Raw genomic sequence first — 19,909 nt, 5'->3', positions numbered from 1 at the left:
GCGGGTTTCCGGCAGGAGGCAATGCTCCAACAAAGGCGGAACACGTGCTCGACAAAAGATCACCTCATCGAATACTCAGGCCGCTCCCAGCTTTCCGAACGCCATGCCGCCCACCAGCCCCACCGTGCCACGCAATGTCCTCATCACCGGAGCTTCGACGGGCATCGGCGCCGCCTGCACACGGATGCTGGCGGCACGCGGCTGGCGGGTGTTTGCCGGCGTGCGCCGTGAGCAGGACGGTGGGGCTCTTCAGGAAGGTGCCGAGGGCCAGATCGTGCCCGTCATCCTGGATGTGACGAACCGAGAACAGATCAAAAGCGTGGTGCAGGAGGTCGCGGCGCAGTGTGGTGCAGAGGGGCTTCAGGGAGTCGTCAACAATGCAGGCATCGCGCTGGCGGGGCCGCTGGAGTTCATGCCTCTGGAGGCTTTCGAAAAGCAGTTTGAGGTCAATGTTCTGGGCCTGATCGCCGTCACACAGGCGGTGCTGCCGATGATCCGAGCGAGCCGTGGCCGCATCGTTCTTACGGGGTCAAATTCGGGCTTCATGTGCGAGCCCTTCCTGGCGGGCTATGGCGCGACCAAGCATGCGCTGGAGGCCATCGCCGATTCACTGCGCATCGAGCTGCGCCCGTGGGGAATCGAGGTGGCGCTGATCGAGCCGGGGGCGATCAAGACACCGATCTGGAGCAAGTCACGCGAAGCCGCGGAACGCCTGTTTGATGGCATGCCTCCCGAATGTGAAAAGCTCTACGCAGCCCCCATCGGCGCGCTGCGCAAAATGGTGGAGAAAGTGCCGTCCATGGCCATCCCGCCGGAGCGAGTGGCCAGGGCGGTGACGCATGCGCTCGAGGCGCGCAGGCCGCGCACCCGCTACCCAGTGGGGCTGGACTCTGTGCTGGGCTCCGTGCTGGTGCGCATCATTCCGGACAGGCTGCGGGACTGGCTGATCCGGAAATTCATGGGCATTTAAAAACTGTCCGGTGGCATCAGATGATGCCCAGCTCTTTGCCGATCTTTTCAAACTTCTCCAGCGCACGGTCGATCTGTGCAAAGGTGTGGGTGGCCATGAGGCTGACGCGCAGCAGCTCCTCGCCGGGAGGCACGCCGGGCGGGATCACCGGATTGACGAAGACGCCTTCGTCCTGAAGCCGCTTGCAGAAGAAGAAGGTCTTGAGCGTGTCGCGGACGTAGACTGGCAGGATGGGAGTCTCGGTGGCACCGAGAACAAAGCCCATTGAGAGCAGCCCCTGCTTCATGCGCCCGGTATTTGCCCAGAGCTGAACCATGCGCTCGGGCTCGGCGATCATGATGCGCAGCGCGGCAAGTGCGGCGGCCACATTGGCCGGGCTCATGCTGGCACTGAAAACGAGCGGGCGTGAATGGTGCCGGAGGTAGTCGATGGTGTCCGCATCTCCAGCAATGAAGCCGCCCAGACTGGCGAGCGATTTGCTGAATGTGCCCATGATGAGATGCACGTCATCGACGAGGCCGAAATGGGAGGCGGTGCCTGAGCCGTGCTCCCCGAGCACGCCGATGCTGTGGGCGTCGTCCACCATGACGGCGGCATTGTACTGCTTTGCCAGAGCCACGAGTTCTGGCAGCTTGATGATGTCCCCCTCCATGCTGAAGACCCCGTCCACCACGATGATCTTCGGAGCCTCAAGAGGAAGATGAGCCAGCCGACGCGCCAGGGATGTCATGTCATTGTGCGAGAAGAGAAAGGTCTTTCCTGGCGACATCTGGCAGCCAGCGCCGAGGCTGGCATGATTGGCGCGGTCTGCCAGGATGCAGTCTTCACGCCCCACGATGGTGCTGATGACGCCCAGATTGACCTGGAAGCCTGTGCTGTAGAGCAGCACCGCAGGTTTTTTCATCAGCTGCGCCAGCTCCTCTTCCAGCTGCACATGGATGTCGAGCGTGCCATTCAGGAAGCGTGATCCGGCACAGCCTGCCCCGTATTTCTGCACCGCCTGGCAGATGGCCTCCTTGATGCGCGGATCATTGGTGAGGCCGAGGTAGCTGTTGGAGCCGAGCATGAGCACCTGCTGGCCATTGATGATGACCTCCGTGTCCTGAGCCGAGGAAATCTCCCGAAAGTAAGGATAGATGCCGGCTGCACGTGCCCCCTGCAGATCGCCAGCGGCGTGGAATTTGCGGACCTTTTCGAACAATGGGAGAGGGCTGGTCGGAGAAAGTGAGGACATCGGGCGCTAATGAGTACCGACAGTGGCACCAGAAAACCCACTGTCCAAGAACTCCTTAGATTATGATAAGCCACCCCCAGAAGAGATCGAAAGATCTATGGGCAAAATGCCTATTTTCAATTCAGTCCAGCGAGCGTTTTGGCGGAGCGATGGTCACAGCGCCAGGAGCGCCTTTGCCCGGAGGGGGCGGAGCAGGTGCGAGGCGCTGGACCTCGTAGCCGGAAATGTTGACGGCGAGGTCGAGTTTGGCGAGGAATTCCCAGGTGGCAGGCACGCCCACTTCATCGGCGACTTTGCGCGCTTCGAGGTAGGCTTCAAAGGCGTCTGGCATAACCTGAAAGATGACCACGCCATTGGGGTCTGCCTTGATGTCGCGCATGAGGCGGATGAAGGCGGAGTTGGGCTGCTTGAGGGATGCGATGGTTTCGCCACCGCCGCTCTTGGGAGTGAGGGCGAGCTGCACATACGGCAGGGTGGGCAGAATCTTGGGCTCAAAACCATACGAGCCAGCGATTAGCGGGTTGGAGGCGGCACGCTGAAGCATAGCTTGGAGGCGGGCGGCATCGTAAATGGTGCGAGCTTTGCTGGCGTTTTCGATGCCTTTGACCTTGGCGAGGTCGTGGAAGAAACCGGCGACGTCTTTTGGGGTGGCTTTGACGTCTTTGGTAAAGGAGCCCCAGGCAAAGCTGATTTTGCCACCGCCGACGCTGGCCTTGATCACCGGCGGAGCGGGAGGCCGGGCGGGATCGAGCTTGACCCATGGTGCCACGTCTCCTTTGCCTGCTGCGACGATCGCCTCCGCCACCACGGGCATGGTCTGGCGGGTGGCCACGGCGATGTCCGCAACGTCTGTGAGAAATGATTTGGTGGCAGGGATGCCGCCGGTCACCAAAGCCTTGTAGGCCAGGGCGACGTATTCGAGCTGAACCCGGTCCACCAACGGGGCGATTTCAGGCCATGCTTTCTGGGCATTGGCGGGGCTGCCTAGGATGCCTTCAAGCAGCTTGGCAAATGGCGCGTACTCCACCTTTTGGAATTCAAGCTGTGACTTCACCTTGTCCATGCCTTCGAGGATGGGGCCGAGGAATTTGGCCTGGTTGAAGGAGAGGACGCCCTGCTTGGCGACGAGAATGCGCGTCTCATTGGGTTTCTCGGGATAAGGGCGCGGATTGGGCAGACGTACGTAGGAGGGAGGTGGCGGGGTGAAGACGGGGGTCTGATCGAGCAGCGCCTTGAGGCGCTCCACTTCGGTGAGCATTTTATCCGTGGCCGCCTTGTTCAGCTCGCGCTCCTTTTTGCGCTCATCAAGCTGCTTCTGAAAGGCTTCGAGGTCCATGAACTTCATCTTCGACTGCACGTCTGCAGTATCGACGGTCTTGAGTTCTTCTTGGACGCGCTTGAGTTCGGCCTCCGCCTGTTTTTTCTGCTCCTCGACTTTCTGCGGGTCGATTTTTTCCGGAAGCTTCTTCACATCTTCCTGAATTTTCTGGAGCTCTTCCTTGGTGACGGGCGGCAGGTCCGAAAGCACCTTTTTCACCGCACTGGCCACGCTGAGGCCGACCATGACGAGGACGATGATGAGCACACCGACGACGTTGGTCATCGTGTCCATCAAGGCGACGAACGGCAGTTCCTGCTCTTCGTGGGGTTTGCGTTTTGCCATGGCGCGTCAGGCGGCTTTCTTGGGTGGGGGAGTTCCAGCGGGAGGTGCCGGCGCCGGGGGGGCAGGCGGCGCGGGTGTGGCGGCGGGGGGCGGCGGGATGGTGCCGCGAAATTTGGAGAACAAGGCGAGATCGAGCATGCCTTTGCCAGGAATGGGAAGCTTGCCGATGCGGACTTTGTAGTCGTTTTCGGCACGGCCAGCCCCGTTGTTGAAGGCGCCCTGCCCGTCATCACGGATGAGAAAGAGCAGCAACGACTTGGGGTTCTTGGCGATCTCCGTGAGGAAGTGATTGTAGGCGACGTCTGCGACGACGACCGAGGCTGTGGCGCTGAGGCGATAGTCCTCCCCCCAGGCACCGAGAATCTTCAAGGCGCCACCTGCGGCCTCTACGAAATAGACTTTCGTGTCCGGATCCATGCCGCTGCCGGAGGGCTGCACGATGACCGGGGGGACTTTCTTGTCCGGCGGCACTTCGCGCTTCTTGAGCTCGGCCATGAGGGTGGCGATCTCTTTTTTGCTCTCGGCCTGCTGCTGCTTCATGCCTTCGATTTCGAGCATGAGGTCATCCAGCTCCTTCTGCATCTTCTGGCTGATTTTGAGGTTCTCCTGCTGGAGATCCTTGGAGGTGTTGATGAGCTTTCGCAGCTTGATGAAGCGCTGCTCTTTTTCTTCGGTCTGCTTTTTCAACTCCTCCAGCGAGGCCAGCTTTTCCTTGAGGACCACGTCCAGGGCTTTGCGCTCCACGATCTCCTGGCGCAAGCGCTTGGCGTCCTGCGCCATCTGCACCTCCTCCGGTGTGCGCCCCTCGGTCTGCTGGGTCTGCGAGACGCAGAGCACCACGATGATGAGAATCAGCACCCCGATGAGTGAGCACAGAATGTCCAAGAACGGGACCAGGAGGATCTCGTCTTTGGCGGCATGTCGGCGCTTTGCCATGATCTATAGGTGGGCGGAGGTTGATGCGGCTATTTGCTGCTGAACCAGCCTTTTTTCTTCACCTGATGAATCATGATCTGCTTGCCGCCGAGTTCGGTGAGCAGGGTGTTCAATGACTGGATGCCGCTGGCCAGCGCACGCGTGTAGTCGGTGGTGGTCTTGACGCTGTCCTTCACGGCGTTGGTCATGTCCTCCCGCATGCGGTTAAGCGTCATGGCAAATTCGGCGTCCACCCGCTGCTGATGCGCGGCGGCGCGTTTGTCGAGGTTGTCGGCCTGCTCCTTGATCTGCTTGGAGAGGGCATTGAGATCCACGAGGAAATCTTTCTGGGCATTGGCCACGGCTTTGACGAGCGTGTCCATCACGCCAGCAGTGTCTCCACCGGCGATGCTACCGCCGTCATTGAGGCGTGGCAGAAGCACTTCATTGCAGAAGGCGTCGATGTCATTGAGGCAGTCATCCTCCGCCTTCATCATGCCGTTGAGCGGGAAGTTGAGGGTCATGGCCAGCACGAGGCCGAGCAGGGTGGCGTCGAACGCGGTGCCCAGACCGCCGGTCACGGCTCCCAGCGTGGCAGTCACCTGCTTGAGGTCGGTCATGTTGCCGAAGTTCATGCCGCCAATGGCGTGTGACAGACCGATAACGGTGCCGATGAACCCGAGAATCGGGATGGCCCAGAGGAACGCCTTCAGCAGAGAGTAACTGCCGCCGATGCGCATGCTGTCGATATCGGACTGGCTGGAGAGCATGTTCGTCACGTCTCCCACATTTTGCTTCACTTCGAAGAGCTCCAAGGCCTTGCGGATGCGGTTGACCATCATGCTGTCACGCAGACGATGAGGCAGCTTGTAAACGTGGTCGATGAACTGGCCCACGTTGTCGCGGTTGATTTCGGCCCCCAGCTCCCAGGGCAGCACGTCGAGCAGCAACGCCTTGCGCTGGTGGTTGAGCTTCTGCATCTTCAGATACAGGATCGACATGGACCACGTGAAGAACAGCGTGTTCATGAAGCTCACGAGCATGTGCTTGAAGAACAGCGAGGCCACGAATTGCATCGTGGTGTACTCCGCGTGCGGGACGCTTTCCGGAGCTTTGAACGGATACAGAATGCCCACCCATGTGAGGAAGAGCACGAAACCGATCCCGAAACTCAGGAAGCTGTTGGGGTTGGTGGGGTCAATCTCCTCCCAACCACCGCGCTCGCCGCGTTCGGCAGTGCCTGTGGCGGGCACCTGGTCTGGCGCGGAGGAGCCGTGTTCGTATTCGGCGCCAAAGGCGTCGTTTTCAGCAGGAGCGGAGGAAGAGGAGACCGGAGGGGTGACGCCACTGGGCGAGGGCAGCCCAGAAGGTGACGGCAGGCCCGAAGGTGATGGAAGCGAAGAAGGGGCAAGGGCAGGAATGCTCAGCTTGGTATTGCAGCCAGGACAGCGGACGATTTTTCCGGCCATTTCGGGCTCGGCTTTGAGTTGCATGTCGCATGTGGGGCATTTGAACGTCACAGGTGGTTTCCTCCAGGTGTGTGTGTGAAAAAGATCTCGGCTACTTAGCTAAGATCATACTCTCCCGACAACATAATTCTTGGGATGAAACTCACAAGAGCCACAAAGATACCAAAGTACCAGCCAAAGGTACTAAATTTGACCACCCTGCGAATGCTCAGAGCAGCTCGTCAACGAAGCGCTTCGAGTCAAACACCTGGAAGTCGTCCACGCTCTCCCCGAGGCCGATGAACCGTGTGGGCACGGACAGCTCCTGCTGGATCGCCACAAGCACACCGCCTTTGCCGCTACCATCGAGCTTGGTGACAATGACACCGGTCAGAGGAATCGCCTTATTGAATTCACGCGCCTGCTGCAGCGCATTGGAGCCGGTGGTCGCATCACACACCAGCAGAACCTCATGCGGCGACTCCTCGTCCTTGCGACCGAGGATGCGATGAATTTTCTTCAGTTCCTCCATGAGGTTGTGCTTGGTGTGCAGGCGTCCGGCCGTGTCGCAGATGAGGAAGTCAGCACCGGTCTTGAGCGCCTTTTCATAGCCGTCAAAACACACCGAGGCCGGGTCTCCATTGGGCGGACCTTTCACGAGCGGAATCTGCAGGCGCTCAGACCAGACGGTGAGCTGCTCCACGGCAGCCGCACGAAAGGTGTCTGCCGCCGCCAGCACCACCTTGTGCCCGCGACGGTGCAGCAGGTGCGCCAGCTTTGCGGTGCTGGTGGTCTTGCCTGTGCCGTTCACACCCACGATCAGCAGCACCTTGGGCCTGCCGGGGATGGGCTCCAGCGCAGGAACCGACTCGGGCAGGATCTTGCGCACATGCTCACGCGCCACCTGCACGATGTCGGCCCCGTGCAGCGTGCGCTGGCGGGACTTGAGGTCTGCAACGATCTGCAGCGCCAGGCGCGGGCCCAGGTCTCCGGAGATAAGGGATGCCTCCAGCTCATCCCAGTCGATGTCGGGCTTGGTGAAACGCTGGATGAGGGATTTGAAAAAGCCGGCCATCGGAAAAAACTAGGAAGCTTGGGGGGCGGGAGATGAGGCCTCCGGTTTGCGCAGAGACTTTGCCAGCTTGTCGAGCACTCCGTTGACGAAGGAGCCGGACTCTCCGGCGCTGAGAGCTTTGGCGATGTCGATGGCCTCGTTTAAAATCACGGGGGTTGGCACCTCCGGACAGTAGAGCAGCTCGTAGGAGGCCACGCGCAGCACATTGCGGTCCACCGCGGCAAGCCGCTCAAAGCTGAAGTTTTCCAGCAGCTTGGTGATGCCAGCGTCGATCTGCGCCTGGTTTTTCAGCACTCCCTGAATAAGACTTTCTGCAAAGGCACGGGTGGAGGTCTTCGCGCTGTGCAGCGACCAGAAATCCTCTGGCTCACCGGGCTTGGACTCCCCCTGGAGATCACGGGCAAAAAGAAACTGAATGGCGGCCTCTCGGCCTTCGCGACGTCTTCCCATGGTATCAGGCGTGGTCAAGGGGTTCGCCGGCAAAGGAGGCCTTCATCTTGCCAAACAGGTTGATCATTTTGACGCAGGTCTGTGCGGCCTCCGTACCACGATTGATGGTGGCGCCAAGGCAGCGCTCCTCAGCCTGCTCCTCGCTGCTGACGAGCAGCACTTCGTGAATGACAGGGATGCAGTGCCGCACGGCCATCTGCTGCAGGGCGTCCGTAACGGAGGCCCCTACCAGGTCTGCATGCTCGGTGCTGCCACGGATGATGACCCCCAGCGTGATCACAGCATCCGGAGAGCTGCCGCGCAGCACATGCTCCACGCAAACAGGAATCTCAAAGGCACCTGGCACGCGATAGACATCCACGGAGGCGTTTGGAGCGATGACCTCGATCTCCTCACGGGCGGCATCGAGCAGGCCCTGGACATACTGGTTGTTGTAGAGTGAGGCGACGATCGCGATGTTGATCGGGTCCTGGGTAGGACGCGGACGGCTGGAGGCGTAGTTGGACATGTGGCTAAAGTTTGTGGCCCATCTTCTTTTTCTTTGTCTCGAGGTAGCGGGCGTTCTCGGGCTTGGGGGTGGATTTGACGGGGACTTGCTCGACGATTTCGAGCTTGTGACCTTCGAGCCCCACGACTTTGCGCGGGTTGTTGGTCATGAGCAGGATCTTGCGCACGCCTAGGTCGGAGATGATCTGGGCACCAATGCCGTAGTCCCGAAGGTCCATGGGGAAGCCGAGCTTCAAATTGGCCTCCACCGTGTCAAAGCCCTGCTCCTGGAGCTTGTAGGCCATGATCTTGCCGTGGAGACCGATGCCGCGCCCTTCATGGCCGCGCATGTAGATGATGATCCCCTTCCCTTTGGTGGAGATCTGCTTCATGGCGGCGTGGAGCTGGCTGCCGCAGTCGCAGCGGCGTGAGGCAAACACATCGCCCGTGAGGCACTCGCTGTGCACCCGCACGAGCACCGGTTCATCCGGCGTGATGTCCCCCATGACAAGCGCCACGTGGTGCACGCCATCAAGGCTGCTTTTGTAGAGGTGTAGCTTGAAGACCCCGAAGTCCGTCGGCATGTCCACGACCTCGATCTTTTCCACCAGCTTTTCGCTCAGCCGGCGGTGGGCGATGAGGTCTGCGATGCTGCACATCTTCAGGCCATGCTTTTTCGCAAATTTCTTCAGATGGGGCAGCCGGGCCATCGTGCCATCTGAATTCATGATCTCGATGAGCACGCCAGCTTCGCGCAGTCCGGCAAGGCGGGCCAGATCCACAGCGGCCTCAGTATGGCCGGCACGGCGCAGCACGCCACCCGGCTTGGCCACCAGGGGATTGATGTGGCCGGGCTGCACCAGGTCTTCAGGCTTGCTGCCGGCATCCGCGAGAAGGCGTATGGTGCGGCAGCGGTCTGCGGCGCTGATGCCTGTGGTGATGCCCTGGGCGGCATCCACCGTCACGGTGAAGTCCGTGCGGAAGGCCTCGCGGTTCTCAGGCACCATGCTGGGCAGGTTCAGCCGTTCGGCGATTTCAAGAGAGACGGGCACACACAGCATGCCGCCCCCCTGCCTGACCATGAAGTTGACCATTTCAGGGGTGATCTTCTCCGCCGCGCAGATCAGATCCCCCTCGTTTTCACGATCTTCGTCGTCTGTGACTATGACCATGCGTCCAGCGCGAATGTCTGCGAGGACAGACTCCACGGAGTCGAAAGCGGATTCCTTTTTGCGGGGCATGAGAGAGGTGGGAAAGAGCCAGTGCCGCAGGCTGCGGCGTCAGGGGCGAATGATTTAGCCGGTTGATGACTGTTTTCCAGTGCGAGTTGGTTTTTCGTTGCTGTCAGCAAGGGGCTTCGCGTAATGTCTGACCATGCCGCCCCCAACCAAAGTCAAACGCCCTTCCTCGGTGACTGTGGGGGAGTTTTTCACTTTGAATGAAAAATCGCTCAAACTGAAGCTGGTGGGCAGCGACGCAGGCTACAAGCGCAAGATTTCCGAACCGTCTGTGAACCGCCCCGGACTGGCGCTTTCTGGATTTTTCACCTACTTTGCCTACAAACGGGTGCAGGTTATCGGCAATTCGGAGTGCTCCTTCCTCGAAGGGCTGGACCCCAAGCTGCGTGCCGCCCGCTTCAGCCAGCTGTGCTCATGGGACATCCCTTGTGTGGTCATCGCGCGCGGACACCGCATTGATGACGAACTGGTGCAGATCGCCAACGAGGCCGGGATCTCGGTTTTCCAGACGAGCATGATGACCATGAAGTTCCTCAATGCGGCAACGATCAAGCTGGAGTGGGCTTTTGCCCCCACCCTTCTGGTCCATGGCTGCCTCGTGGACGTCCAGGGTCTCGGTGTGCTGATCCAGGGAGAAAGCGGCTGTGGCAAAAGCGAAAGCGTCATCGGACTGCTGCAGCGTGGCGCCAGCCTCGTAGCGGATGATGCGGTGAGGCTCCGCCTGATCGAGGAGCGTGAGGTGATCGGCTCTGCGCCAGACATCACCCGCGGGATGATCGAAATCCGCGGCCTGGGCATCCTCAACGTGGCAGCCCTCTTTGGTGTCAGCGCCGTGCGCCTGAGCAAGCGTCTGGACTTGATCGTGGAACTGGTGCGAGGCACCAAAACTGAAGACCTCGAGCGAGTCGGGGTGAACAGCGACACGCGGGAGATCATGGGCATGAAAATCGGCCGTGTGGCGCTGCCGGTGGAGCCCGGGCGTGATGTGGCGGGCCTCATCGAACTGGCTGCCATCAATTTCAAATTGCGCACCTTTGGCTACAACAGTGCCGTCGAGTTTGACCAAAGGTTGTTGAAAAAGATGACAGATGATCAATTAGGTTAGCCCCAGCTGCTTTCTACACACCATGAGCATTCAAAAAGAACTCACGATCCGCAACAAAATGGGCATGCATGCACGTCCGGCGGCGCAGTTCGTCAAACGTGCCAGCAAGTATCAGTGTGACGTCTGGGTGGAGAAAGATGACGAACCTGTGAACGGCAAAAGCATCATGGGGCTCATGATGCTGGCAGCAGGCCGTGGGGAAACCATCAAGATCATCGCTGACGGCAGTGACGCCGAAGCCGCCGTGGCCGACCTGGAAGAACTGGTAACGTCCGGTTTTGGTGATGCTGAGTGACGAATGCCTCAGTGACAAGGCATGATCTCAATCCTCTCCCCTGAGTCCGTGCTCACTTAGGAGAGATATGAGCCCTGAGCTTTTTGAGCGTCTCAATTTGGGCTTCCGGGGAAAAAATGGCCCTCCGCCGCGCCTTGTGCCGCAGGAACAGCAGCAAAAAGAGCGGCAGCGTCAGCACGAACAAGAAAATGACGATGGCCCATGTCGGGGATATCTGCCCCCATGACAGTCCCAGTGAGTCAACCGCTGTACTCAAGCCCACAAGATAGGCTGCGTAACAAGCCATGAAGCCGTATGTCCTCATGACCTGCCGCCAGTGGAGCGTCGTGCGCTCTATGACCAGGAACCCTTCAGAGGAAACGACAACCAGATTCAAGTCTTTACCTGGCATGCGCACCAGGCGAACACTCCGGAAAGGCAGTACGGGCAGAAGAAACGCGGAAATCCATTCGGTCGTCACATAGGAGCCGTCAGGACGAAAATCGCATTCGCCATAATAAGCCGTGCCAAAACCGTGAAAGCTGAATGGCATACAAAGAGGGAATCCGGCCGGCCTGTCCAGATTTCAGGAAAGCCAGCAGTGGTCACTGTTTCGTCTCGTCCAACTGTCTTCCAGGTGAAACGCGGATCTCGCTGCTACCCCCCTCAGCAGGATGAGAGTCAGGCTCTTTGAGCATCTGCAGCATCATCATGCCGATCAGGTAAATCATCCCACCTCCGACACCGGCCCCGATGGCGATAAACCGACGCTGCCAGGTGTGCTCCTGATCTATGGCGTACCAGAACCGCATGCAGAACAAGATCCAGATGACGCTGGCACCGAGAACAAGAAGATGACCTGAGGACATGAGGCAGACTGTGGCGCGAGTTTCCGCCGCCAGCGACAGAAAAAACAAAACCCCGCACGGGGCGGGGTTTTGCACACATCGAGCTGTAACAGGAGTACCAATTAACGCTTGGAGAACTGGAAGCGTTTGCGGGCGCCTGGGCGGCCGGGCTTCTTACGTTCCTTGGCGCGGGAGTCACGGGTCAGCAGACCGTTCTGCTTGAGGACACCGCGGAGTTCAGGATTCACACCGATGAGGGCGCGGGCAATGCCGAGACGAACGGCACCCACCTGACCTGTGGAACCACCGCCGCTTGCGTTCACCTTGAAATCATAGGTCTGACGGGAGTTTGTGAGAGCCAGAGGGAAGAGAATCTGGTTCTGCAGGGCGACAGTCGGGAAGTATTCTTCGAAGTCGCGGCCGTTGACGGTGATGCTGCCAGCACCTTCGGTGATGAAGACGCGAGCGATGGCAGTCTTGCGACGGCCGGTAGTGGTTTTGAGAGGCTTGCTCATGCGATGGGTGAAAGTGAGAGAAATTAGGCGACGGAGAAGGGCTTCGGATTCTGCGCCTCATGCGGATGCTCTGCACCAGCATAGATCTTGAGCTTGCCGAGGACGGAACGGCCAAGACGGTTGTGGGGGACCATGCCCTTGACTGCGCGTTCCACAAGCAGCTGCGGACGGCGTGCACGCACGCGCTCGACGTTTTCGACCTTCTGATTGCCGACGTAGCCAGCCTTCGAGGTGTAAATCTTCTGAGTCTCTTTCTTGCCGCTGAGGCGGACTTCGGAGGCGTTCAGCACGACCACGAAATCACCGGTGTCAACGTGCGGGGTGAAAGTAGGCTTGGTCTTGCCGCGCAGGAGGTTGGCGGCGGCGACTGCGACGTCTCCAAGAATTTGGTTCTTGGCGTCGATGACCCACCATGTGGGGTTATGCTCCTGGGCTTTTGCTGAAAACGTCTTCATGAATGATGTGTACGAAAAACTTCCAATCTGGGAAGAAGGGGGGCCGCGATGGTAGGAGGATTGGCCGGGGTGTCAAGGCCTAAACAAAGTTATTCACAATGAAAAATGAGTTTGCGACGCATTTTGGGCAGCTTGCCCACTCCGGACAGGCCATGCCCCCATGCTTTTCACTTCCGCCACAGCCACTTCATCGCCTCCGGGAAGATGCTGGCACCCTGTTTGCTGTTATGCGCCCCATCACCAAACGTGAAGGTGCAGTCATACTTCTGATAGGCCAACGCGGCGGCCATCTGTTTGTTGGCCAGCGGCCAGTTGCCAAAAGGATTGTCCAGATCGCTGCTCCCGTCCTGAAGGTACACCCGCAGCGGCTTGCGCTCTGTCAGCCGGATAATGGAGGGATACACGTGCCCGCCCGCCAGGTCCACGTAGCTGCCGATGGTGGAGAAGACCTTGCGGAATTTGTCCGGCCGCTCCCAAGCCACCGTGAAGGCGCAGATGGCCCCGCTGCTGGCGCCTGCAATGGCCCAGCCCTCGGGATTGTCCGTGAGCTTGTAATCCTTCTGCACCTGCGGGATGATTTCCTCGAGCAGGAAGCGCGCATAGGTGTCCCCCAGTGTGTTGTACTCCTTGCCGCGGTTGTTGTTCTTCCAAGCGCTTTGCGGTTTCGTTTCACCACTGTGGCCGGGATTGATGAAGATGGCGATGGTTGGAGGCATGTCCCCGCTGGCGATGAGATTGTCAAACACCACCGGCACGCGCCAGGCACCCTTCACGCCCACGTAGTCATGCCCGTCCTGAAACACCATCAGGTTTGCCGGCTGCTCAGCTTTGTACTGCGCCGGCACATAGATCCACCAGTCACGCTTCGTACCCGCATAGATCTTCGACTCATGTACCGGCATTGGGATCACCTTCCCTTTCGGCACCTCCGGTTTCTCCTGCGAGAGAGGGCCGAGCTGGTAGTCATCGGCGGCGTAGGCGGAGGCAGTGATCGCGCAGAGAAGCACATTGAAAAAGCGAGTGAGCATGGCGGAAGGGAAGGTCAGTGCAGGTTGGATTTCAGACGGAATAAAACGCAGAAACCGGGACGATTCCTCAAGAAGCAGCCGACAATCTTTCCGGCACCAGCCGCCCGCCACGGTCAGGGGATTCCCCTTCGTGGTATTCGGCGTCCTGGTTCACCTGCCAGAGGTCGTAGAGCTCCTCCCCCTTGATGATGTTTCGTGCGCAGAGCATGGCCGTCATCATGGAGTGGTCCTGGTTGTTGTATTTGTGCATCCCGTTGCGCCCGATGAGGTGCAGTCCGGGCAGGTGCTCTTTCACCGCCCTGCGGATTTCATCCACATGGGAGGCGTAGGCGGCATCATACACAGGATAGGCCTTGGCCTGGCGGACCACACAGCCATCAACCCACTCTGAAGACTGGGCCAGCCCCAGCTTTTCCATCTCCATCTTGGCAAGTTCGACAAGCTTTTCAGCAGGACTGGTCCAGAGCCCGTCTCCCTCAAAGCAGAAATACTCCAGCCCGTAGCTGGATATGGATGCGTCCGCGACCATCTCAGGAGACCACGATTTGAAGTTTTGAATGCGGCCAACCTTGACCCCGGGATCATGGATATAGAGCCAGTTGTCGGGAAATGAATCCGCATGGCGGTACATGAGCACCACCGTGAGAAAATCCCGATAGCGCAGGGCTTTCGCAGCCGCTTGGGCCTCTTGAGGAAGCGCTGGGCTGAGACTGGGTATGAGCTCTGCGATGGGTGCCGTGGAAACGACATGCTGGGCCTGAATGTGGTGAACCACCCCTGCCTTGTCCCGGTAGGACAACGTCCAGCGCCGCATGGCTGAATCGTAGGCTGCCCCGATGAAACGGCTGCCCATGAGGATGCGCCCGCCCTGCGACCTGACTCTGTCGGCACAGGCCTCCCACATCATGCCAGGGCCACGCCGGGGATAGCGGAAGGTATTGATGAGGGTCTTGATGGTCTCCGGGCCGGTCTGGGCACGGCGCGGAAAGAGCGCATTCCAGATGGCTGAGGAAAGGGACAGCCCCTTGATACGCTGGGCAGCCCAGTCTGCGGAAATCTCCCTGCAACTCATTCCCCAGACTTTCTCCGTGTAGGTCTTGAAGAAGACCTCAAAAAGACGGGCCCCAAACCGGTTGCTCACCCAGTCCTGAAAACTCAGCGGCTTGCGGATAGGCATCAGGCGCGCTTTCAGGTATGACAGTCCGCAGCGCAAGGACTCCCACAGGCCCAGCTTCATCAGCGCATCCATGGCCACGAGCGGGTAGGAAAAGAACTTTCCGCGGTAGTAGATCCTGGACGAGCGGGGGCGCTCCAGCATGCCCTCCGGCAGCAGTTCATCCCAGAGACTTTCCACTTCGGCGGATTTGGAGAAGAAGCGATGGCCTCCAATGTCAAAAAGGCAGCCTTTGTAGCTCACCGTGCGCGAAATCCCGCCCACGTGTTCGGGATCAGACTCCAGTACGACGACGGGCACGCCCTCCTTTCCCAGCATGTAGGCCGCAGTGAGTCCTGCGGGGCCCGCTCCTATGATGACTACGGCAGGATCTTGCTCTCTCATGGGCGGGCGGAAGGCGCAGGTGGAGTTTGGAGCGTTTGGTAAAGGGAATAAAAGCCCTTGGTGACCACAGTCGCCTGCCTGCGGAGCATTTCATCCTTCATGCGCAAATCCCCCCCAGATGGCTCGGCGGCCGCTGTTTGAAGAGCGAGGAAGTCAGGCATGTAATCTTCATTCGGAGGCAGGGACAGCAGCCCGACAGACACCGGCTGCACTGGACACCTGAGATCCAGGGCCAGATGAGGCGGAGCGGCAATGAGCCCCCCTCTGGCAACCGCAGCCTCCAGCCGTTCATGGATGTACCACCCGCCGGCATTCGCCGGAGCCAAGACAAAATTCCGATACCACAACACGTTGGTCCCCAGTGCCAGCAGCAGGCAGCCTGCCCCCAGCCAACCCCGGCACTCACGAAAAAGTCCGGCGTCCAGCGCAGCCAGCAGGGCAAGAAATGCCATGGGGAAAAGATAACGCTCTGGACGGCATGATTGGGTCGCTAGTGCCGCCAGACCAGCCATCACAGCCCATGGGGCGGCACCCAGACTTTTCCGGACACAGACCAGCTGCCAAACGCACCAGCCGCACCCCAGCAGTGCCGTGAGGGTGTAGAAGGCCGCTCTCAAATCCGGCAGCCCCTGAAACAGACCGCAGACGTTTGACACCACATCGGTGCGCGCAGTCGTGTGCTGACGCCATATTTCAGCAAATCGGGCGTGATCCGCCTGAAAGTACACCGAGGCGTAGCAGACCGCCGCCACAGCCCCTACCGCAGACATAAACACAGCAAGCTCCCTGAACCGGCGCGCCGTGGCCAGACAGGCACATGTGCCCAGGACAAGCCATATAACAGTGAGCTTCACCCCCACCAGCAGCCCAGAAAGCAGTCCTAGCAGGAGGCTGCCTTTCATGCCGCCCGCCACCCGATCGCTGTTTTGATACCACACCACCACCCCGAACATCAGCAATGGCTCCAGGATAGCCCAGCTGCCCATGCGGAACAGATAAGGGTCCAGCCAGAGCCAGGCCAACAGCAAGACGGCCCCGGATTCATTCCCCCGACGCACAAGCCGCAGGCAAGACAGCCCCGCTGCCACCGCCACCAGCAGCGAGCACAGAACGCGCTTGGCCACCACAGAGGGAGGGACGATGGCAAATAGCGCGCGGTTGATCCAATGATTTACAGGGCTCAGGGCATTGTGGAGAATGCCATGAGCCGGGAGATGCCACTGCTCACAGCGCGCATTCCACTGCCAGATCCCTTCGTCATTGGTGGGCTCAAGAACGAAATCCAGCAGGAACAAGCGGCAGACCAGCAGCAGATAGAAGAACGTCAGGAGATAACGCATGCAGCTATCTGGTCTGCTGATGAATTTAGCGGCTTATCACGCGATCCGCCCGCAGCACTGCTTGTATTTCTTGCCGCTGCCGCATGGGCAGGGGTCGTTGCGGCCGATGTTGGCTACGGGCTTGGGTCTGGCGGGAACGCTGCTGGGGAGGATGAGGCGCGGGCCGTCGCGGCCGATGTTGGGCGCGGCTTCTTCCTTTTCCTCTTCTTCCTCACGCCGCTGCGGAGCTGGAGCTTCACCACCCTGCTGCAGGGCCATTTGAGCAAGGAAGTGCTCAAAGGCGGCGAGCTGCTGGGTGCTGCGGAAGAGATTGCCGAGGACCTCGCCGTTGATGTTGTTCATCAGCTCGGCGAAGATGGTGAAGGCCTCCTGCTTGAACTCGATGAGCGGGTCTTTCTGGCCGTAGGTGCGCAGGCCGACGCCTTCCTTGAGGGCATCGAGCGCGTAGAGGTGCTCCTGCCAGAGACGGTCGATGGCGTTGAGGAGGATCATCTTCTCGATCTCCTGCAGCGCGGTGGGGTTGGCGTTGCTGACCTTGACGTCGTAGGCCCCCATGATCTTGTCCTTCAGGTAGGCGGCCTTGGCGTCGAAGTCGAGCGCGCGGAATTCGTCGTCGAGGGTGCGCAGGCCGATGGGGAAGGTCATGTTCACCCAGGCGAGGAGGCCTTCGTAGTCGGCCTCGTCGTCCTTGATGTCCTTGGAGACAAAGGCGCCGAGGCGTTCGGTGACGCCCTTTTCCACGGCCTCGTTGATGAGGATGCGGGTGTCGTTGCTGTTGAGCACGTCGTTGCGCCATTCATAGACGACTTCGCGCTGCTGGTTCATGACGTCATCGTATTCGAGGACGCGCTTGCGCCAGACGTAGTTGCGCTGCTCGACGCGCTTCTGGGCGGTTTCGACGGAGCGGTTGAGCCAGGGGTGCTGGAGCTCCTCGCCCTCCTTCATGCCAAAGCGTTCCATCATCTTGGTCATGCGTTCGGCGGCGCCGAAGTTGCGCATGAGGTCGTCTTCAAAACTGAGGAAGAACTTGCTCTCGCCGGGGTCTCCCTGACGGGCGGAACGTCCGCGGAGCTGGCGGTCCACGCGGCGGCTTTCATGGCGCTCGGTGGCCAGGACGTAGAGGCCGCCGAGTTCGGCGACGCCTTCGCCCAGCTTGATGTCGGTGCCACGACCGGCCATGTTGGTGGAGATGGTCACGGCGCCGCGATGACCGGCGCGGGCGACGATCTCGGCCTCCTGGCGGTGATACTTGGCATTGAGGACGTTGTGGGTGATCTTCTGCAGCTTGAGCATGCGGGAGACCATTTCCGAGGCCTCCACGCTGGCGGTGCCGACGAGGACGGGCTGGCCTTTGGCGTGCAGCTCGCGGATGAGCTCGATCACAGCGGTGAACTTCTCGCGACGGGTCTTGTAGATGCTGTCGTTGTGGTCCTTGCGCTTCACCGGACGGTTGGTCGGGATGGTGAGGACGTCGAGGTTGTAGATGTCGTGGAACTCCGCGGCGTCGGTTTCAGCGGTGCCGGTCATGCCGCCGAGCTTTTGATAGAGGCGGAAGTAGTTCTGAATGGTGATGGTGGCGAGCGTCTGGGTCTCGGCGTCGATCTGCACGCCTTCCTTGGCTTCCACGGCCTGGTGCAGACCGTCGCTCCAGCGGCGTCCGGCCATCTTGCGGCCCGTCTGGGCATCGACAATGACGACCTTGTTTTCCTCGACGACGTACTCGACGTCCTTTTCATAGAGGCAGAAGGCGCGAAGGAGCTGGCTGATCTGGTGGATGCGCTGGCCCTGGTGGGAGAGGCGGTCCTGCATCTCGCTCTTTTTGCGGGTGCGGGCGTCTTCGGAGAGCGTCATGTCGCCGTCGATCTCGGAGTAAACGGTGGCGATGTCCGGAAGGACGAAGGCGTCGGGCTCGTCGGGGTTGAGGAAGTTGCGGCCCATTTCCGTGAGGTCGGCGTCGTGGGATTTTTCCTCGATGAAGTAGTAGAGCTCCTCCTTGAGCTTGAAGAACTCGACCTTCTGGGTGTCGGCGTAGAGGGAGAGCTCGGCCTTTTCCATGGCGCGGCGGAGCTCCGGCTCCTCCATGGCGCGCATGAGGGCGCGGTTTTTGGGCTGTCCCATATGGACTTGGAAGAGCTTGAGGCCGGCCTGCTCAAGGTGACCTGCGGCGGCGGCTTCCTTGGCCTCGGTGATGAGGCGGTTGCAGAGGGCGTTCTGGCGGCGGACGAGCTGCTCGACGAGGGGCTTGTAGCGCTCGTACTGGTGGTTGCTCTCGGCGGCCATGACGGGGCCGCTGATGATGAGGGGGGTGCGGGCTTCGTCGATGAGGACGGAGTCCACTTCGTCCACAATGGCGAAGTAGTGGCCGCGCTGCACCTGCTGCTCCTTGCTGGAGGCCATGCCGTTGTCACGCAGGTAGTCAAAACCGAACTCGCTGTTCGTGCCATAGGTGATGTCGGCGCGGTACTGCTCCGCACGGATGTGGCTGGGCTGGTCGTTCTGGATGCAGCCGACGGTGAGGCCGAGGTATTTGTAGAGGCTGCCCATCCACTCGCTGTCACGACGTGCGAGGTAGTCGTTCACGGTGATGACGTGGACGCCGCGGCCGGTGAGTGCGTTGAGGTAGGTGGGCAGGGTGCCGACGAGGGTCTTCCCTTCCCCGGTGGCCATTTCGGCGATCATGCCGCGATGCAGGGCGACACCGCCGATGAGCTGCACGTCAAAGTGCACCATGTTCCAGCCGAGCGGCTGGTCGCACACCATGATCTCGCGCCCGCACATGCGGCGCGCGGCGTTTTTAACCACGGCGTAGGCTTCGGGGAGGATGTCGTTGAGCATCTTCGCCTCGATGGCGGCAAAGTCGGGCTGGATGGCGTTCCAGGCCTCGCGGGAGCGGTCGATGCGCGCCTTTTTGTCGTCCAAGGGGGCGTTTTTCCAGGCGGCGGAGGCGAGGTAGTCGTTTTCCAGCGCGGGGAAATGGGGCTTAAGAGCGGCGAAGTAGTTCTCCACGGACTCCAGGCAGGCGTCCACGGCGGCCTCATCGGCGATGCGGAGGCCGACACCACCGAGGAAGGGTGGCGTGTGAAAAGCGCGGAACTGGGACTGCCACTTCTGGGTGCGCTCCCGCAGGGCCTCCTCCGGCTCGTTTTGCAGGAGGGCTTCGATGCGGTTGATCTCGACCACCACAGGTTGAAGCTTGCGCACGGTGCGCTGGTTCTTGGTGCCGATGATTTTTTTGATGATCCAGTTGAACATGGGAAATAGGAATACGCCGCCCGGCGAGTGACGGCCGGGTCGGAGGGAGGCCGAA

19 protein-coding genes are annotated in these 19,909 nt (G+C 60.2%); 3 read left to right on the top strand and 16 right to left on the bottom strand.

What is annotated here, in order from left to right; genetic code table 11:
- Positions 1 to 103: 103 nt before the first annotated feature.
- Positions 104 to 970: an SDR family oxidoreductase gene (locus ACFQDI_RS13975; protein ID WP_377167680.1), complete on the top strand. Its 867-nt coding sequence runs from the start codon at positions 104 to 106 to the stop codon at positions 968 to 970.
- Between the two features lie 16 nt (positions 971 to 986).
- On the opposite strand, the gene ACFQDI_RS13970 is transcribed toward ACFQDI_RS13975, so the two are convergent.
- The 8 genes from ACFQDI_RS13970 to ACFQDI_RS13935 form a co-directional block, all read right to left on the bottom strand.
- Entirely contained in the window at positions 987 to 2,204 is a 1,218-nt protein-coding gene (locus ACFQDI_RS13970) for an aminotransferase class I/II-fold pyridoxal phosphate-dependent enzyme (RefSeq protein WP_377167677.1), read from the bottom strand.
- Positions 2,205 to 2,325: 121 nt separating this feature from the next.
- Positions 2,326 to 3,867 (bottom strand): hypothetical protein, encoded by a 1,542-nt coding sequence (locus tag ACFQDI_RS13965; RefSeq protein WP_377167674.1) that lies wholly within the window; start codon positions 3,865 to 3,867, stop codon positions 2,326 to 2,328.
- Between the two features lie 6 nt (positions 3,868 to 3,873).
- The gene (locus ACFQDI_RS13960; RefSeq protein ID WP_377167671.1) at positions 3,874 to 4,803 is read right to left on the bottom strand and encodes a hypothetical protein; all 930 of its coding nucleotides are present in this window, start codon (positions 4,801 to 4,803) and stop codon (positions 3,874 to 3,876) included.
- A 29-nt stretch (positions 4,804 to 4,832) separates the two neighbouring features.
- The gene (locus tag ACFQDI_RS13955) at positions 4,833 to 6,275 is read right to left on the bottom strand and encodes a MotA/TolQ/ExbB proton channel family protein (RefSeq protein ID WP_377167668.1); all 1,443 of its coding nucleotides are present in this window, start codon (positions 6,273 to 6,275) and stop codon (positions 4,833 to 4,835) included.
- A 184-nt stretch (positions 6,276 to 6,459) separates the two neighbouring features.
- The gene (gene ftsY / locus ACFQDI_RS13950) at positions 6,460 to 7,305 is read right to left on the bottom strand and encodes a signal recognition particle-docking protein FtsY (protein WP_377167665.1); all 846 of its coding nucleotides are present in this window, start codon (positions 7,303 to 7,305) and stop codon (positions 6,460 to 6,462) included.
- Positions 7,306 to 7,314: 9 nt separating this feature from the next.
- Entirely contained in the window at positions 7,315 to 7,755 is a 441-nt protein-coding gene (gene nusB / locus ACFQDI_RS13945) for a transcription antitermination factor NusB (RefSeq protein WP_377167662.1), read from the bottom strand.
- 4 nt (positions 7,756 to 7,759) lie between these two features.
- Positions 7,760 to 8,263, bottom strand: a complete 504-nt coding sequence (gene ribH, locus ACFQDI_RS13940; protein WP_377167659.1) for a 6,7-dimethyl-8-ribityllumazine synthase — start codon at positions 8,261 to 8,263, stop codon at positions 7,760 to 7,762.
- Between the two features lie 4 nt (positions 8,264 to 8,267).
- Positions 8,268 to 9,482 (bottom strand): bifunctional 3,4-dihydroxy-2-butanone-4-phosphate synthase/GTP cyclohydrolase II, encoded by a 1,215-nt coding sequence (locus ACFQDI_RS13935; protein WP_377167656.1) that lies wholly within the window; start codon positions 9,480 to 9,482, stop codon positions 8,268 to 8,270.
- A 133-nt stretch (positions 9,483 to 9,615) separates the two neighbouring features.
- Between ACFQDI_RS13935 and hprK the strand changes: the two genes are divergently transcribed.
- Both hprK and ACFQDI_RS13925 read left to right on the top strand, forming a co-directional pair.
- On the top strand, positions 9,616 to 10,584 hold the full coding sequence (gene hprK, locus ACFQDI_RS13930) for an HPr(Ser) kinase/phosphatase (protein WP_377167653.1): 969 nt from the start codon (positions 9,616 to 9,618) through the stop codon (positions 10,582 to 10,584).
- A gap of 22 nt (positions 10,585 to 10,606) precedes the next feature.
- The gene (locus ACFQDI_RS13925) at positions 10,607 to 10,879 is read left to right on the top strand and encodes an HPr family phosphocarrier protein (protein ID WP_377167650.1); all 273 of its coding nucleotides are present in this window, start codon (positions 10,607 to 10,609) and stop codon (positions 10,877 to 10,879) included.
- Positions 10,880 to 10,931: 52 nt separating this feature from the next.
- On the opposite strand, the gene ACFQDI_RS13920 is transcribed toward ACFQDI_RS13925, so the two are convergent.
- The 8 genes from ACFQDI_RS13920 to secA form a co-directional block, all read right to left on the bottom strand.
- Entirely contained in the window at positions 10,932 to 11,411 is a 480-nt protein-coding gene (locus ACFQDI_RS13920; RefSeq protein ID WP_377167647.1) for a hypothetical protein, read from the bottom strand.
- 52 nt (positions 11,412 to 11,463) lie between these two features.
- Positions 11,464 to 11,727, bottom strand: coding sequence for a hypothetical protein (locus ACFQDI_RS13915; protein ID WP_377167644.1), 264 nt, complete (start codon positions 11,725 to 11,727; stop codon positions 11,464 to 11,466).
- 101 nt (positions 11,728 to 11,828) lie between these two features.
- Entirely contained in the window at positions 11,829 to 12,221 is a 393-nt protein-coding gene (gene rpsI, locus ACFQDI_RS13910) for a 30S ribosomal protein S9 (protein ID WP_377167641.1), read from the bottom strand.
- 23 nt (positions 12,222 to 12,244) lie between these two features.
- The gene (gene rplM, locus ACFQDI_RS13905; RefSeq protein WP_377167638.1) at positions 12,245 to 12,676 is read right to left on the bottom strand and encodes a 50S ribosomal protein L13; all 432 of its coding nucleotides are present in this window, start codon (positions 12,674 to 12,676) and stop codon (positions 12,245 to 12,247) included.
- Between the two features lie 167 nt (positions 12,677 to 12,843).
- A complete protein-coding gene (locus ACFQDI_RS13900) occupies positions 12,844 to 13,704 on the bottom strand; it encodes an alpha/beta hydrolase (RefSeq protein WP_377167635.1) in 861 nt (286 codons plus the stop codon).
- Between the two features lie 67 nt (positions 13,705 to 13,771).
- Complete coding sequence (locus tag ACFQDI_RS13895) at positions 13,772 to 15,262, bottom strand: NAD(P)/FAD-dependent oxidoreductase (protein WP_377167632.1); 1,491 nt, start codon at positions 15,260 to 15,262, stop codon at positions 13,772 to 13,774.
- Complete coding sequence (locus ACFQDI_RS13890; RefSeq protein WP_377167629.1) at positions 15,259 to 16,602, bottom strand: hypothetical protein; 1,344 nt, start codon at positions 16,600 to 16,602, stop codon at positions 15,259 to 15,261. The genes ACFQDI_RS13895 and ACFQDI_RS13890 overlap by 4 nt, the downstream gene beginning before the upstream one ends.
- A gap of 36 nt (positions 16,603 to 16,638) precedes the next feature.
- Complete coding sequence (secA, locus tag ACFQDI_RS13885) at positions 16,639 to 19,854, bottom strand: preprotein translocase subunit SecA (protein ID WP_377167626.1); 3,216 nt, start codon at positions 19,852 to 19,854, stop codon at positions 16,639 to 16,641.
- Positions 19,855 to 19,909: the final 55 nt, after the last annotated feature.

Origin of the sequence: Prosthecobacter fluviatilis (genome assembly GCF_042655725.1) — a bacterium.
Taxonomy (GTDB): domain Bacteria; phylum Verrucomicrobiota; class Verrucomicrobiia; order Verrucomicrobiales; family Verrucomicrobiaceae; genus Prosthecobacter; species Prosthecobacter fluviatilis.
The sequence above is the reverse complement of the archived record's forward strand: the minus strand, read 5'-3'. Positions and strand labels throughout refer to the sequence as shown.